Origin of the sequence: Lentibacter sp. (assembly GCF_029254145.1) — a bacterium.
Taxonomy (GTDB): Bacteria; Pseudomonadota; Alphaproteobacteria; order Rhodobacterales; family Rhodobacteraceae; genus Lentibacter.
The window spans coordinates 15059-28452 of sequence record NZ_JAQWYD010000027.1 but is presented as its reverse complement, the minus strand read 5'-3'; the positions used below and the strand labels follow the sequence as shown (position 1 = coordinate 28452).

The following is a 13394-nucleotide window of genomic DNA, read 5'->3' as shown; positions in this document are numbered from 1 at the left end:
GAGCTGATTTCGATTGGAACATGGGTTGGGCCTGTGGAGATCAGCTCGGTTCCGTCGCGGGCGGTGTTGGTGAGGCGGGAAGAGGAAACGCCTTCGATACAGAGCCCGCTGTGAGAGGGTGTGGCACGGCCTGCGCGGCGCCAGTCGGCTCCAAAGCATGCGCCAGAGCCACAACTCACGATGAGAGGGCGGCGGCCTGATGTGAGCTCAAACGCCAGCGTGGAGGCGTGTGCGTTGTGGCTGGCACGGCCCTGTGGCGGCAGCGCTGCATCTACAATCAGGCTGGTGCGGCCCGCAGAAAGGCGCGCATAACCCATCGATAACCCCTCTGGCGCGCTGGCTTTGACGCCTGAGGCGGCGAGGGCGTGCTCAAGGCGGCCTTCGATACCTTTGCCGCCGCCGTGGAAGCGGGCGAGGCCACCGTCAGCATGGCGCAGGCTGCGCAGGGTGGGCGCGATGCGTAGAAGCGCTGTCTCATGTTCTGGCGTGACGGGATGGCCCGTTTCGCTCAGGGCGACGGCGGACCATGACAGGAGGGTGAAAACCTCTAAAAGCTCTTCAGGATTGCGCGTGGGCAGGCCTCCCATGCTGTCAATCTGGCTGGCGCATTCGCGTGACAGAGCCTTTTGCGCGGGGGCGATAAAGCGCTCCATGCCTTCCAGTGAGAGGGCGGCGTAGAGCAGGCCCGAGAGCGCCTCAAACCGCGCAATTCCAGGGCGGGCGGCGTGCCATCTTTTGCCAAGAAAGCGTGTTTGATGCGCGAGGGAGCGAAAGAACAGATCGGATTGCTCTTTTTCGCGGTTCTGGAGGAGAAAGAAGCCATGATTGATCCAGCGGATGAGCCGGCGGCCTGTGAGATCGGGCGTCCAGCCCGGGCCTTTGCCACGGCCGTAGCGCTCAAGCCATTGCCAGACCCAAGTTTGCGCAGCCTGACGCGCGGAGGCATCACCCACTGAGGCTAGATCATCCAGCCATGCGAAGCCTTGGGCTTCGTCCTGAAACTCTGGACTGGCTTGCGGCAGATCCCAGAACTCAAGGCGCGCGCCGGAGAGGAGCTGCCCTGCGAAGAGGTAATTGCCTGCGACGAGCTGCTTGCCGCGGGCATAAAGCCCTATGGTGCGGGGCTCAGGAGAAGAGACAAATGCTGTGGGCGCAGAGGAGAACGCCCCCGAGCGTGCGGCGATCTTGTTGAACATTCGCGCGAAAAATGCGCTTAGCGGGTCTTGCTTTGACATACTTCACTGCCTCATGCGCTCTTGCGGCGACTTGAGAGGCAAGCTTACACCGCAAGGTCGCGTCGGTCACCATACAAATGCGGGCAGAGTGAATTAGGCGCGATTCAGCACAGCCATATAAAAGCCGTCCATGCCGCCGATCGCGCTAAAATAGTCCGGGCGCAGGCGCAGGCCGCCCTCTTCTGTGATCCACGCGGGATCGACCCCTTCGTGGGCGAGCACGGACGTATCGGCTGTAAAGTCGGGGTGCATGTCAAGAAACTCCTCTACCTGAACCTCGCCCTCGTCGGGCAGCAGGGAGCATGTGCAAAACACAAGGCGGCCACCGCTTTTGACCAAGCCGGCGGCGTGGGCAAGCATCTGGGCCTGAAGTTCGATCAACGCGCCAAACTCTTCGCCAGTTTTGGCATGGGGGAGGTCTGGGTGACGGCGTATTGTGCCTGTTGCGGAGCAGGGCGCATCGAGCAGAACGGCATCATATGTGCCTTCGTGAGTGAGTGCATCTTCGCAAAGGAGTGTCGCAGCAAGCCTGGTGCGCGTCAGGTTTTCGCGCACGCGTGCAAGGCGACTCTCGGAAGCGTCAAGCGCTGTGACGGTGGCGCCTGTGGCGGCGAGCTGCATGGTTTTGCCACCCGGCGCGCAGCACATGTCGAGCACTGTTTCGCCTATCTTGGCCTTGAGCAGGGCCGCGGGGAGTGCGGCGGCAGTGTCTTGAACCCACCACTCGCCTGCCTCAAAGCCTGCAAGCGCCGTCACTTGTCCTGCATCTTGGAGGCGGACGGAGCCAAAGGGCGTGAGCGTCCCGCCAAGTTTTTCGGCCCATGCGGGTGCGTCGGATTTGACTGAGATATCGAGCGGCGCGCCTGCGAGGTGAGCGAGTTCGATCTGACCCATGATTTCGGAGGAATAAGCCTCTGTCAGGGGGCCGCGCAGCCACTTGGGCAGGCGCGGCGCGCGCAGGATCTTGATCTTTTCGACAGCGTCGGCCGCGATTTTGCGCAGGACAGCGTTGGCCAGCCCTTTCATGGCGCCATATTTTTTGTGTTTGCTGAGGAGGGCCACGGCTTCATTGACGACGCCATGGGCATCACCGCCTTGGGCGAGCTCGATTGTCGCGAGGCGCAGAAGATTCATGACATAGGGGGCGGGCTCTTTGCGCAGGTGTGGCTTGAGAAGCTTGTCGGCGCGCTCAAGGTTGCGCAGGGTCTCGTTGGCCAGGCGCAGAGCGCGGGCTTTTGAGGGGGCATCTAGCCCTTCCAGCGCGCGCAGGGCGGCGGGCTCGGACATGAGGCGGCCTTCAGCGAGCACCTGATTGAGCATAGAAAGCGCGGCTTGACGGGGGGTTGGCATAAGGCATCCTTGGCAATGGGTTGCTTGGGGCATATATCAGGGCGAGCCTGAAAGGAATATCTGATGTCAGACAAGAAAGAGCTACCAGAGGCCGCCAAACGCGCATTGGCCGAAGCGGAAGAGCGACGTATGGCGCGCGAGGCAGAACTTGAGGCGCGGCCCAAAGAGCTGGGCGGGCGCGACGGCCCCGACCCGGCACGCTACGGCGACTGGGAGAAAAAGGGCATCGCTATCGATTTTTGAGGAGGGATTGCGCCGCGCTTCGCGCGCCGCCCAGCTGGGGGCTTTGCCCCCAGACCCCCAGGATATTTAGAGAAAGAAAAAGAACGGGTTCCAGCGGCTTTTTTATAGGCCCAGAACGTCGATCATGTCGTATTGGCCGGGGGATTTGTCCTGGCCCCAGAGCGCGGCCTTGAGCGCGCCACGGGCGAACACCGAGCGGTCAGAGGCGATGTGGCGCAGGATGATGCGCTCGCCCATGGCGGCAAACATCACGTCGTGTTCACCGACAATGTCACCACCGCGGATGGCACTAAAGCCGATGTCGCCGCGTTTGCGCGCGCCTGTTATACCGTCACGGCCTGAATCAGATACGTCTTTGAGCGAGACACCACGGCCCTCGGCGGCGGCTTCGCCGAGCATCAGCGCTGTGCCTGAGGGGGCATCGACTTTTTGGTTGTGGTGGGCCTCGATCACTTCGATGTCGTAGTCTTCATCAAGTGCGGCGGCGACCTTTTTTGTAAGTTGTGTCAGCAGATTGACCCCGAGGCTCATATTCCCTGCGCGGATAATCACGGCGTGGAGTGCGGCAGGGGCGAGCTGCTCTATTTCGGCCTCCGTCATGCCTGTTGTGCCGATCACGTGAACGGCGCGGGCCTGAGCTGCGAGGGCGGCAAACTCCAGCGTTGCTGCAGGCGCTGTGAAATCAATCACCGCTTGGGCGCGGGCAAAACTTGGCAGCGGGTCGCTTTCGACGAGGACGCCGAGGGGGCCGAGGCCGCAGAGCGCGCCGATATCTTGCCCGACGGCCTCATTGCCTTCGCGCTCTATGGCGCCGACGAGACGGGCCTTGCCAGACTGGACGACTGTTTTGACGAGCATTTGGCCCATACGGCCCGTGGCTCCTGTGATAACGATTCCCGGCAGGTCAGACATATCTGTGCTCTCATAAATTCTTCTGTGTCTGCTCATAGCGCAGCCATGGACGCTTGGCAAAACCTTGCTGAGAGGTTAGGGGAGGCTTATGGGAAAGAACAGTTTTCAAGACGGGGCGGGCCCCACACAAAGACAATTGCGGGTGGGCGAGCTTATCCGCCGCACGCTTGCGCAGGTATTGGCGCAGGGGGATATTCATGATCCTGACCTGAACCGCCTCTATATCACCGTGGGCGAGGTGCGTTGTTCGAACGATCTGAAGATCGCAACGGCCTATGTAATGCCGCTTGGTGGCGTTGGCCGCGACGATGCTGTGGCCTTTTTGGCGCGCAACAAGCACGAGCTGCGCCGTTTGATCGGCAAGAAAGTCGGCTTAAAGTATACGCCTGATCTGCGCTTTCGTCTGGATGAGACGTTTGATCAGATGGATGCCACGCGCGAGATGTTTTCGCGCGACGAGGTGAAGCGTGACTTGGACGACTAAAGCCGCCTGCGCTTTGGCACTGTTGCTGGGCTTTGCCGCGCAGCCCGCCTTGGCGACAAGCTGTGAAGACCGAAGCTTTGACGGGCGCTCTTATACGATCTGCGAGGCAAAGCCGGCGCAAGAAGAGATCAGGCTTTTTCTCAAGGATGAGAACGGCAAGCTCTTGGGGCAATTTTTCACTGTGGATGATCGCTTGAAGGCGCAGGGCGCGCGCCTTGGCTTTGCTATGAACGCGGGAATGTATCACGAAGACCGCTCGCCTGTGGGACATTACCGCGAAAACGGCGAAGAGCTGATGCGGGTGATTCCCAATGCGGGGCCAGGTAACTTTGGATTGCTCCCGAACGGTGTGTTTTGTGTGCAGGAGGGACGCGCCGATGTCGTCGAAACGAAGCGCTTTTTGCGTGAGGCTCCTGACTGCAGGCATGCGACGCAAAGCGGTCCGATGCTTGTGATTGATGGGGCCTTGCACCCGCGGTTTCTGCGCGACAGTGACAGCCGCTATGTCCGAAATGGCGTTGCAACGTCTGAGGACGGAGGGCGCGCTGTTTTTATCATCTCAAACGAGCGGGTCACCTTTTATGAGATGGGTTTATTTGTGCGCGACGGGCTCAAACTACCTCAGGCGCTATACTTTGACGGCAATGTGAGCCGCCTTTATGCACCTGAACTGAACCGCGCGGATGCAGGGTTTTTGCTAGGACCGATCGTGGGCGTTGTTGAAACGGCTGATTGACGCCTGCGCGGCACTGGGCTAGGGCGCATTTTTACTTAAGGAAGACGCATGGGACGCAAACGCAAAGGGCGCGATATTTCGGGCTGGCTCGTGGTGGATAAACCTGCGGGGCCGACATCAACCGCTGTGGTGAACAAGGTGCGCTGGGCGCTTGGTGCGGCCAAGGCGGGCCATGCTGGCACGCTTGACCCCGAGGCGACAGGCGTTTTGGCCGTGGCGCTGGGGGAGGCGACGAAGACGGTTCCTTTCATCACCGATGCGCTCAAGGCCTATGTATTTGATGTGAAGCTTGGCGAAGCGACAAACACCGACGACGCTGAAGGCGAAGTGATTGCCACCTCGGAGGCGCGGCCGACAGACGATGAGATCAAGGAAGCGCTGCTGAAATTTGTTGGCGATATCGAGCAGGTTCCGCCAAAGTTTTCCGCTGTTAAGGTGGACGGGCAGCGCGCTTATAAGCTTTCTCGTGCGGGCGAAGATATCACGCTTGAAGCGCGACCTTTGTATGTGGATGAGCTGACCATGGTGGAGCGTACGGACGCTGACCATGTGCGACTGGAAATGGTCTGTGGCAAAGGCGGCTATGTGCGCTCTATTGCGCGCGATCTGGGCGAAGCGCTGGGCTGCAAGGGGCATGTCTTGCGCCTGCGTAGGGTCTGGTCTGGGCCGTTTGAAGCGGAAAAAGGCCTGAGCTATGAGCAGATTGAAGTAATGGCGAAGACGCCAGAGCTTGAGAGCTATATCCAGCCGCTTGAGATGGGACTTGAGGACTTGCCCGAAGTGAAAGCCACCGCAGAAGGGGCGGCCAAGCTGCGCAATGGTAACCCTGGAATGGTCTTTGCCAGTGATGCGGAATACGGCGACGAATGCTGGGCGAGCCTTGACGGCAAGGCTGTGGCCGTGGGCATATACAAAGCGGGTGAATTGCACCCGAGCCGTGTGTTTAACCAATGAGGGCTATGATGCCGAATGTTGTGAAATCAAAACTGTTTTGGGGCTTTGTCGCTGTGCTTTTGGCGATGACCATCGGCTTCTGGTTTGCGCAGATGCGCGGGTATGATGCGCATGCGGCGATGCACGCGAAAATGCACGGTGAGGGCGGGATGCACCAAGAGCATGACATGGTGAATATGCCTGGCCTTCGGGGGCGCAATGCGACGGCGCAGGAAAGCGAAGAGCTCGCCGTCATGTTCCGCCGTTTTGAGGAGATCACACGCACGGTTGAAAACCTGCCCAATGGCATCCGCACTGTGACTTTTGTGGCGAATGAAGAGCTTATGGGTGTTGTCACCAGCCATGTGATCGGGATGATTGATCGTGTCGATATGGGGCGCGACCCTGAGGTGATTATCCAGTCACCTACACTTGATATTTTGTTTGAGCGGCGCGCCAGCATCGTGACCGAGATGGATGTGACTGACGAGGGGATCGTTGTGATCCAGACCTCGGATGACCCCGAAGTTGTCGCTGCGCTTCACACCCATGCTGCCGAAGTGAGCGCGATGGTCGAACGCGGAATGGAGGCTGTCCACGAGATGATGGCCGCGCGGGAGCGCTAGAAGAACAGGCCCCATAGGAGCGGCAGCAAGAGCGCTGTTGCCATTGCATTGAGACCCATGGCGAGGCCAGAGAACGCGCCTGCTGTTTCGTTGACTTGAAGCGCGCGGGCTGTGCCTATGCCGTGGCTGGCTGTGCCGATGGCGAGGCCGCGAGCGCGCCAGTCTTTTACGCCGATCAGATTGAGCAGCAGCGGGCCGAACATGGCGCCGAAAATGCCCGAGACGATGACAAGAACGGCCGTGAGCGAGGGCAAACCACCCAGCTCTCCGGCGATGCCCATTGCGACAGGGGCTGTGACTGATTTGGGCGCGATCGTGGCCATGAGCGCCTCGGAGCTGCCTGCGAACCAGAGCGTTGCCACCGCCGATACAATAGCAGCAAGCGAGCCAGTGAGCATGCTGGCGCCGATGGCGAGCCACGATGCGCGCACATGATGCCACTGGCGATACAGCGGGATCGCGAGGGCAACTGTGGCGGGGCCAAGAAGGAAGTGCACGAACTGTGCGCCCTCAAAATATGTGAAGTAATCTGTCCCTGTGAGCGCGAGTAAAGCCACAACAAGGGCGACCGCGCCAAGCACTGGATTGAGCAGTGGATTGCGCCCGCCTTTTTCAAACACGAAGCTCGCAATTTGAAAGGCGGCAAGCGTGAGCGTGAGATGAAAGAGCGGGGAGGCGGAGAGATAGACATACGTTTCGGCAAGATTATTCATTGGGGGCCCCTTTGCTTAGGACACGCATCATCAGAGCCGTCACGACAATGGCCGCGGAGGTGCTTATGGCGACGGCGAGAGAGAGCGGCACGAGCGCTTCGGATAAAAGTGTGACATGCATGATCACGCCCGTGCCCGCAGGCACAAACAGAAGCGACATATTGCGCAGAAGGCCGTCAGCTGTTGCGCCGAGGGCGTCGGGAACATGGCCGCGAATGAGCAGAAAAGCGAAGAGGAACGCCATGCCGAGCACAGGGCCAGGCACAGGCAAACCAAGTGCGCCGACAATGACCTCGCCGAGAAGCTGACAAGACAGAATGAGAGTGAGATAACCGACCATATGCGCCTCCGGAACAGGGCCTCACTTTAGGCGAGGCTCTGTAGGAGTGCAAAGCGCTTATTCGGCGACTTTGAGCATCCGACCTGCGTTGAACGTGAAGAGGGTTTCGCCGTTGATTGCGTAGCTGTTGATCAGATCTGCTGCGCGGGCGCTTGTCAGCCAGGTTTCAAGCTTCATCGCGGCTTCGGTGTTTGCGTGGGGGTGCATATCGGTGCTCACAGGAAGAAAGGCGTATTGGTTGAACAAGACAGGATCACCCGAAAAGATTAGGGTTAGAGACTGTTTATTGCCGAAATTCAGCCAGCTCGCGCGGTCTGTCAGGGCATAGGCGTTGAGGCCTGCCGCTGTGTTGAGGGTCGCGCCCATACCTGCGCCTGCTTCGTTATACCAGCTTGGGCTGCGCTGCGCTTCGTCGATGCTTGCGGTTGTCCAGAGAGCAATCTCCATCTTATGTGTCCCGCTGTCGTCGCCCCGTGAGGCGAAAGGGGCTTGGCCCTCGGCGATCGCTATCAGGGCATCTTTGGCTGTCTTGGTTGTTGCGATTTTGGCGGGGTCATCAGAGGGGCCGACGAGGACGAAATCGTTATACATGATCTCGCGGCGGTGCGTGCCATAGCCGCCTTCAAGGAACTTCTCTTCGGCTTTGCGCGAATGCACAAGGATCGCATCGACATCACCTGCTTCACCGAGGCGGATCGCCTGCCCTGTGCCAACAACGATGAGCTGGACTTCAAGGCCGAGGTCTTTCTGGATCTCTGGGAGGAGGACATCAGAGAGGCCCGAATTGTGAAACGAGGTCGTTACCGCCATTTTGAGTGTGTCGGCGGCGAGGGTGCCGGCCGACGCAAAAAGCGCTGCGGCGGTAAAGAGCGAACGGATCATATAACTAGGTCTCCTTTGAGGAAGGCTTGTGCCTCTGGGGTTTGAGGGCTGTTAAAAAAACTGTCAGCGCTGGCGGCTTCTGTCACTTTGCCTTTGTTGAGAAAGAGCACATCTGTGGCAAGGCGGCGGGCTTGGCCGAGATCATGTGTTGCCATGAGAATGCGTGTGCCGGTCTCGCGGGCTTTGAGGATAAGCCCTTCGATGTCACGGGTGGAAGCGCCATCAAGGTTGGCGCAGGGCTCGTCGAGAAAGAGCAGCTGTGGCGCGCGGATCAGGGCGCGGGCGAGGGCGAGTTTCTGGCGCTCGCCTCCCGAAAGCTGGCTGGCGCGTTGGTGCTTGTGGCCAGCAAGACCGATGGATTTAAGCCAAGTTAGAGCCTGTTTTTGGGCTTCGGGGCGCTTCGTTCCGTGGGCCGTGAGTGGATATGTCAGATTGCCGAGCACTGTACGGCGCAGCATCACGGGGGTCTGAAAGACAAAGGCCTGCTGTGCGTAGGCCTCGGCACGTGGCGCAGCAAAGCGGACACGGCCTTCGGAGGGTTTTTCCAGCCCGTGCAGCAAGCGCAGAAGTGTGCTCTTGCCCGCCCCGTTAGGACCAAGGATGATCGTGAGGCCTGTTTCGCCTAACTCAAGATCGACGGGGCCAAGAAGGCACTTGCCGTTTTTCTTGACGGAGGCACTTTGGACAAAAAGGGGCAGGATATTTACCATCTGTCGCGGACCTCTGTGCCTGAGAGCATGTGCAGCGCGAGATTGACTGCGACGGCAAGCCCTATGAGGACAAAGCCGAGGCCTATGGCGAGGGCAAAATCGCCCTTGGAGGTTTCGAGCGCGATGGCTGTTGTCATGACACGGGTGACATGGTCGATATTCCCGCCGACGATCATGATCGCTCCAACTTCACCAATTCCGCGGCCAAAGCCAGCGAGCGCGGCCGTGAGAAGCGCGCGGCGGCTATCCCAGAGGAGTGTTTTGATGCGCTGTGGTCGGGTTGTATTGAGCGAAATCAACAGGTCATGATACTCGGCCCAAAGATCGCGGATGGACTGATGCGCGATGCTGGCGATGAGCGGCGTGAGGATGACGACTTGGGCGATTATCATGGCCCAAGGCGTGAAGAGCAGCCCCATGACGCCGAAGGGGCCAGAGCGCGACAGCAAAAGATATACGACAAGGCCAACGACCACAGGGGGCAGCCCCATGAGCGCATTGAGCAGCGCTATGACAAGGCGGCGAAAGCGGTAACGCGAGACAGCGAGCCACGCGCCGAGCGGCAGGCCAACAAGTGCTGCAAGCGCCACAGCCGAGCATGTGACAAGCAACGAGCGCGCCGCGATCTCGTAAAGATCGGCGTCAATTGTGACGATCAGCCAGAAGGCGGCTGTGATGCCTTGCCAGATTTCGGCCATGGGCGCTCCTTTTCATCTGCATAGTGGGGCCAGTTGATGAAAGCCATGGGCCGGATTGCGGATAAGCGCTTTTCAATTGCGACATCATACGTGAGATTGGGGTCTTAAAGTTTCGTAAAGGAAAACTATGGCTGAGCTGCCGCATATCGCGCCGATCGGGACCGAGGGCTATCTTGTGCGCTTTGCCGGCCGTCTTGATGACGCGGCGAATCGGGCGCTTGTCGGCTTTGCGGCGGCGCTTGAGGCGGAAGATGTCGCGGGGCTTGTTGAGATTGCTACGGCGCTGGCGTCTGTTTTTGTGCGCTTTGATGTGACGCGGATCGCGCGTGCAGATCTTGTGCTGCGCTTGCAAGCTTTGCTCGACAGTCGCGACTGGCTGACTGCAGCGAGCGCGGCGCCACCGAGGCTTTGGCGTGTGCCGACGCTTTATGGCGGGGCGGCGGGTCCGCAGCTGGGCGAAGTGGCCAAGCTTGTGGGTGTCACTGAAGAGGCTGCTGTGCGCGAGCTGAGTGCTGCGCGTGTTCGGGTGCTGGCGATCGGGTTTGCACCTGGGCAGCCTTATCTTGGGATGTTGCCTGAACGCTGGGATGTGCCGCGCCAGACCGCGCTGAGCCCCCGTGTGCCGCAGGGCGCGCTTGTGCTGGCTGTGAGGCAGTTCAACCTTTTTGCCAATGAGACGCCGACAGGCTGGCGCCATATTGCGACCACGCATCTGAAGCTGTTTCAACCGGATGTGCCGCAGCCCTTTGTGCTTAGGCCCGGGGATGAGCTGCTCTTTCCGGCTGTTTCCGAGCATGATTGGGCCATGTTAGAGACTGATCCTATGGGCGGCGCGCAGCTTGAGGAGGCGACGTGATGCCTGAGCTGACACTGCATCAGATTGGTCCGAACGCGAGCCTGCAAGACCTTGGGCGCGAAGGCTATCTGCGCTTTGGGCTGTCGCGCGGCGGCGCGATGGACCGTATCGCGTTGCTTGAAGCGGCGGCGCTGCTGGGGCAGGGGCTTGATATCTGCGCTATTGAGCTGCCGAGTGCGCCTGTGAGGCTGAGTTTGAGTGCGCCGCAGCGTGTTGCGCTGACGGGCGCGCCGATGCTGGCGGAAGTGGATGGCCGTGCGCTTCAGTGGGGCGCGAGCCATAGGCTTGAAGCTGGTGAGATCCTGAGCGTGCGCCCCACGGGGCGGGGACTTTACGGATATATTGCATTTGGTGGTGAAATAGAGACTGATTTTACGCTAGGCCGTCGTTCGACGCACTTCACGGGCGGGCTTGGGCAAGCGCTCGTCTCGGGCTCTGTCCTGCCGCTGGGCGCAGACGCTAAGGCGGATGCGCCGCCGCGCCGCTTAAAGCCTGATGCGCGGTTTGATGGCGGGCGGTTGCGTTTTGTGACGGGGCCGCAGACAGGGCTTTATAGCGAAGAGATGCTGGCCGCTTTCGAGGCGACGCGCTTTAGAAAAAGTGGACATGCAAACAGACAGGCGGCCAAGCTTGAGCATGATGGCGTGCCTTTTTCTGCTGAGGGGCAGCTCGGGATTGTTTCTGAAGTGATTGTTTTGGGCGATATCCAGATGACGGGGCAAGGCGAACCTTTTGTGCTTTTGGCCGAGCATCAGACCATGGGGGGCTACCCGCGGATTGGCGCTGTGATCCCGCAGGATGTTGCCCGAATTGCGCAGGCGAATGCGGGGGCCGAACTTTGGTTTGAGCGGATCTCGCTTGAGGAGGCTGATGGGCTTTATCTCACAGAAAAGGAGCTGTTGCGCAGGATTAGAGACACATCTGAGCCACTCGTGCGCGACCCATATGATATGAACGACCTGCTGGGCTATCAGCTGATCAGCGGGATGATTACAGGACAGGAGGACTAGGACATGGTCATGAAAGTGGATCTCAATTCAGACATGGGTGAGGGGTTTGGCCCTTGGCGCATGGGCGATGATGCGGCGCTTCTTGATGTTATCACCTCGGCCAATATCGCCTGTGGCTTTCATGCGGGGGACCCTGATGTGATGGCGGAGACGATGCGGCTTGCTGCCAAGAACGGTGTGGGCATTGGCGCACATCCAGGGTTTGCGGACCTGAAGGGCTTTGGGCGCAGGCGGCTCAATATCGGCGCGGAGGAGTTGGGCAATATGATTGCTTATCAACTTGGCGCTGCCGAAGGGATGGCCAGGAGCGTGGGCGCGAACATCCGCCACTTCAAGCTGCACGGGGCATTGGCCAACATGTGTGCGGAAGACGCGACACTGGCAAAAACATGTTACAGCGCGGCGCTCCGAGTGAACCCTGAAATTATTCTGATGGTTTTGGCAGAGACCGCGCAGCAGGCTGTAGTGCAGGAGCTTGGAGCAAACTGGGCGGGCGAGATTTTTGCCGACCGCGCCTATGAGGACGATGCGACACTTGTTGACCGCTCAAAGGCTGGTGCTGTCTTGCATGACGCGGATATGGCGGCTGAGCGGATTCTCAACATGCTGCGCGAAGATGCGATTATTGCTGAGAGTGGGAAGCGTATTCCAGCGAAGATCGATACAATCTGCTTGCATGGCGATACGCCTGAGGCTGTCGAGATGGCCCGCGCGCTCAGAACCAAGCTGAGCGCGGCGGGTGTCACTTTGACCCAGTTTTAGTTGAGCAGGCCTGCGTGACGCAGGGCATCATCTAGCAATGCTTCCGTTTTGGAACTGACCGCTGTGAGCGGGAGGCGCACTTCCGCATTGCAAAGGCCAAGGCGGGACATGGCGTATTTTGCGCCTGCGACACCGGGCTCTTTGAAGATTGCGATATGCAGTGGCATGAGTTTGTCGAGCAGCGTGAGCGCTGTGTCATAATCGCCTGCAAGGGTAGCGTTTTGGAAGTCTGCGCAGAGCTTTGGTGCAACATTGGCCGTGACCGAGATGCAACCGACACCGCCGTGCGCGTTAAAGCCAAGTGCGGTTGCGTCTTCGCCTGAGAGCTGGATGAAGTCTGAACCGCAGGTGATGCGCTGTTGTGGGACGCGGCTCAGATCGCCTGTGGCGTCTTTGACACCAACAATGCGCGGGAGTTTTGCCAGCTCACCCATTGTCTCGGGTGACATATCAACAACCGAACGACCCGGGATATTGTAAACAATGATCGGAAGATCGCAGCAGTCGTGCACGGCGCGGAAATGCGCGATGAGGCCCGACTGTGTGGGCTTGTTGTAGTAGGGTGTGACAACGAGGATGCCGTTTGCGCCCGCTTTTTCGGCGGCTTGGGCAAGGCGGATCGATTCTAGTGTATTGTTTGAGCCAGCACCTGCGATCACAGGGACACGGCCAGCTGCGGCCTCAACCACGATTTGTACAACTTTGTCATGTTCGGCATGTGTGAGCGTCGGGCTCTCGCCTGTTGTGCCCACGGGAACGAGGCCATGCGAGCCTTCTCCGATGTGCCATTCGACCAATTGTTTGAGTGTATCAACATCCAGTGCGCCGTTTTTGAACGGCGTGACCAGTGCAGGCATAGATCCCTTGAACATGATACGCTCCTTTTCGCTTCTTATGCAGTGCG

Annotated in this window: 17 protein-coding genes; 8 read left to right on the top strand and 9 right to left on the bottom strand. The window is 59.5% G+C overall.

Translation table 11 applies throughout. The features are described 5' to 3' along the window. Both P8O11_RS03530 and P8O11_RS03525 read right to left on the bottom strand, forming a co-directional pair. Positions 1-1235, bottom strand: a 1235-nt coding sequence (locus P8O11_RS03530; RefSeq protein ID WP_300291705.1) for a heparinase II/III family protein, incomplete at its 3' end; no start/stop codon positions are given. Positions 1236-1328: 93 nt separating this feature from the next. Further along, complete coding sequence (locus P8O11_RS03525; protein WP_300291703.1) at positions 1329-2585, bottom strand: RsmB/NOP family class I SAM-dependent RNA methyltransferase; 1257 nt, start codon at positions 2583-2585, stop codon at positions 1329-1331. 63 nt (positions 2586-2648) lie between these two features. Between P8O11_RS03525 and P8O11_RS03520 the strand changes: the two genes are divergently transcribed. After that, complete coding sequence (locus tag P8O11_RS03520) at positions 2649-2828, top strand: DUF1674 domain-containing protein (protein ID WP_300291701.1); 180 nt, start codon at positions 2649-2651, stop codon at positions 2826-2828. Between the two features lie 102 nt (positions 2829-2930). On the opposite strand, the gene dapB is transcribed toward P8O11_RS03520, so the two are convergent. Continuing rightward, positions 2931-3740 carry a 4-hydroxy-tetrahydrodipicolinate reductase gene (gene dapB, locus P8O11_RS03515; RefSeq protein WP_300291699.1) on the bottom strand — a complete coding sequence of 270 codons (810 nt, stop codon included), beginning with the start codon at positions 3738-3740 and terminating at the stop codon, positions 2931-2933. Positions 3741-3828: 88 nt separating this feature from the next. On the opposite strand from dapB, the gene rbfA reads away from it, so the two are divergent. From rbfA to P8O11_RS03495, 4 genes are read left to right on the top strand one after another with little or no spacing between them, the layout of a single operon-like run. Further along, positions 3829-4224, top strand: coding sequence for a 30S ribosome-binding factor RbfA (rbfA, locus tag P8O11_RS03510; protein ID WP_089893155.1), 396 nt, complete (start codon positions 3829-3831; stop codon positions 4222-4224). After that, positions 4208-4960 (top strand): phosphodiester glycosidase family protein, encoded by a 753-nt coding sequence (locus P8O11_RS03505; RefSeq protein ID WP_300291695.1) that lies wholly within the window; start codon positions 4208-4210, stop codon positions 4958-4960. The genes rbfA and P8O11_RS03505 overlap by 17 nt, the downstream gene beginning before the upstream one ends. A gap of 48 nt (positions 4961-5008) precedes the next feature. Continuing rightward, positions 5009-5914 (top strand): tRNA pseudouridine(55) synthase TruB, encoded by a 906-nt coding sequence (truB, locus tag P8O11_RS03500; RefSeq protein ID WP_300291693.1) that lies wholly within the window; start codon positions 5009-5011, stop codon positions 5912-5914. Between the two features lie 8 nt (positions 5915-5922). Continuing rightward, complete coding sequence (locus P8O11_RS03495) at positions 5923-6519, top strand: hypothetical protein (protein WP_300291691.1); 597 nt, start codon at positions 5923-5925, stop codon at positions 6517-6519. On the opposite strand, the gene P8O11_RS03490 is transcribed toward P8O11_RS03495, so the two are convergent. The 5 genes from P8O11_RS03490 to P8O11_RS03470 are packed head-to-tail and all read right to left on the bottom strand — an operon-like array spanning position 6516 to position 9862. Further along, positions 6516-7232, bottom strand: coding sequence for an LrgB family protein (locus tag P8O11_RS03490; protein WP_300291689.1), 717 nt, complete (start codon positions 7230-7232; stop codon positions 6516-6518). The two genes, P8O11_RS03495 and P8O11_RS03490, sit on opposite strands and share 4 nt — an antisense overlap. Continuing rightward, a complete protein-coding gene (locus tag P8O11_RS03485; protein ID WP_089893143.1) occupies positions 7225-7572 on the bottom strand; it encodes a CidA/LrgA family protein in 348 nt (115 codons plus the stop codon). Before P8O11_RS03485 ends, P8O11_RS03490 begins: the two co-directional genes overlap by 8 nt. A gap of 57 nt (positions 7573-7629) precedes the next feature. Then, the gene (locus P8O11_RS03480) at positions 7630-8454 is read right to left on the bottom strand and encodes a substrate-binding domain-containing protein (protein WP_300291685.1); all 825 of its coding nucleotides are present in this window, start codon (positions 8452-8454) and stop codon (positions 7630-7632) included. After that, complete coding sequence (locus tag P8O11_RS03475; RefSeq protein WP_300291683.1) at positions 8451-9164, bottom strand: ATP-binding cassette domain-containing protein; 714 nt, start codon at positions 9162-9164, stop codon at positions 8451-8453. The genes P8O11_RS03480 and P8O11_RS03475 overlap by 4 nt, the downstream gene beginning before the upstream one ends. Continuing rightward, entirely contained in the window at positions 9158-9862 is a 705-nt protein-coding gene (locus tag P8O11_RS03470; RefSeq protein WP_300291681.1) for an ABC transporter permease, read from the bottom strand. Before P8O11_RS03470 ends, P8O11_RS03475 begins: the two co-directional genes overlap by 7 nt. Before the next feature lie 127 nt (positions 9863-9989). Between P8O11_RS03470 and P8O11_RS03465 the strand changes: the two genes are divergently transcribed. Genes P8O11_RS03465 through P8O11_RS03455 form a run of 3 tightly spaced genes read left to right on the top strand, consistent with a single transcriptional unit; the run spans position 9990 to position 12490 of the window. Continuing rightward, on the top strand, positions 9990-10718 hold the full coding sequence (locus P8O11_RS03465) for an allophanate hydrolase subunit 1 (protein ID WP_300291679.1): 729 nt from the start codon (positions 9990-9992) through the stop codon (positions 10716-10718). Then, the gene (locus P8O11_RS03460) at positions 10718-11728 is read left to right on the top strand and encodes an urea amidolyase (protein WP_300291677.1); all 1011 of its coding nucleotides are present in this window, start codon (positions 10718-10720) and stop codon (positions 11726-11728) included. The genes P8O11_RS03465 and P8O11_RS03460 overlap by 1 nt, the downstream gene beginning before the upstream one ends. A 3-nt stretch (positions 11729-11731) precedes the next feature. Further along, positions 11732-12490: a 5-oxoprolinase subunit PxpA gene (locus tag P8O11_RS03455; RefSeq protein WP_300291675.1), complete on the top strand. Its 759-nt coding sequence runs from the start codon at positions 11732-11734 to the stop codon at positions 12488-12490. Here P8O11_RS03455 and dapA read toward each other — a convergent pair. After that, positions 12487-13362: a 4-hydroxy-tetrahydrodipicolinate synthase gene (gene dapA, locus P8O11_RS03450; protein ID WP_300291673.1), complete on the bottom strand. Its 876-nt coding sequence runs from the start codon at positions 13360-13362 to the stop codon at positions 12487-12489. The two genes, P8O11_RS03455 and dapA, sit on opposite strands and share 4 nt — an antisense overlap. Positions 13363-13394 lie beyond the last annotated feature (32 nt).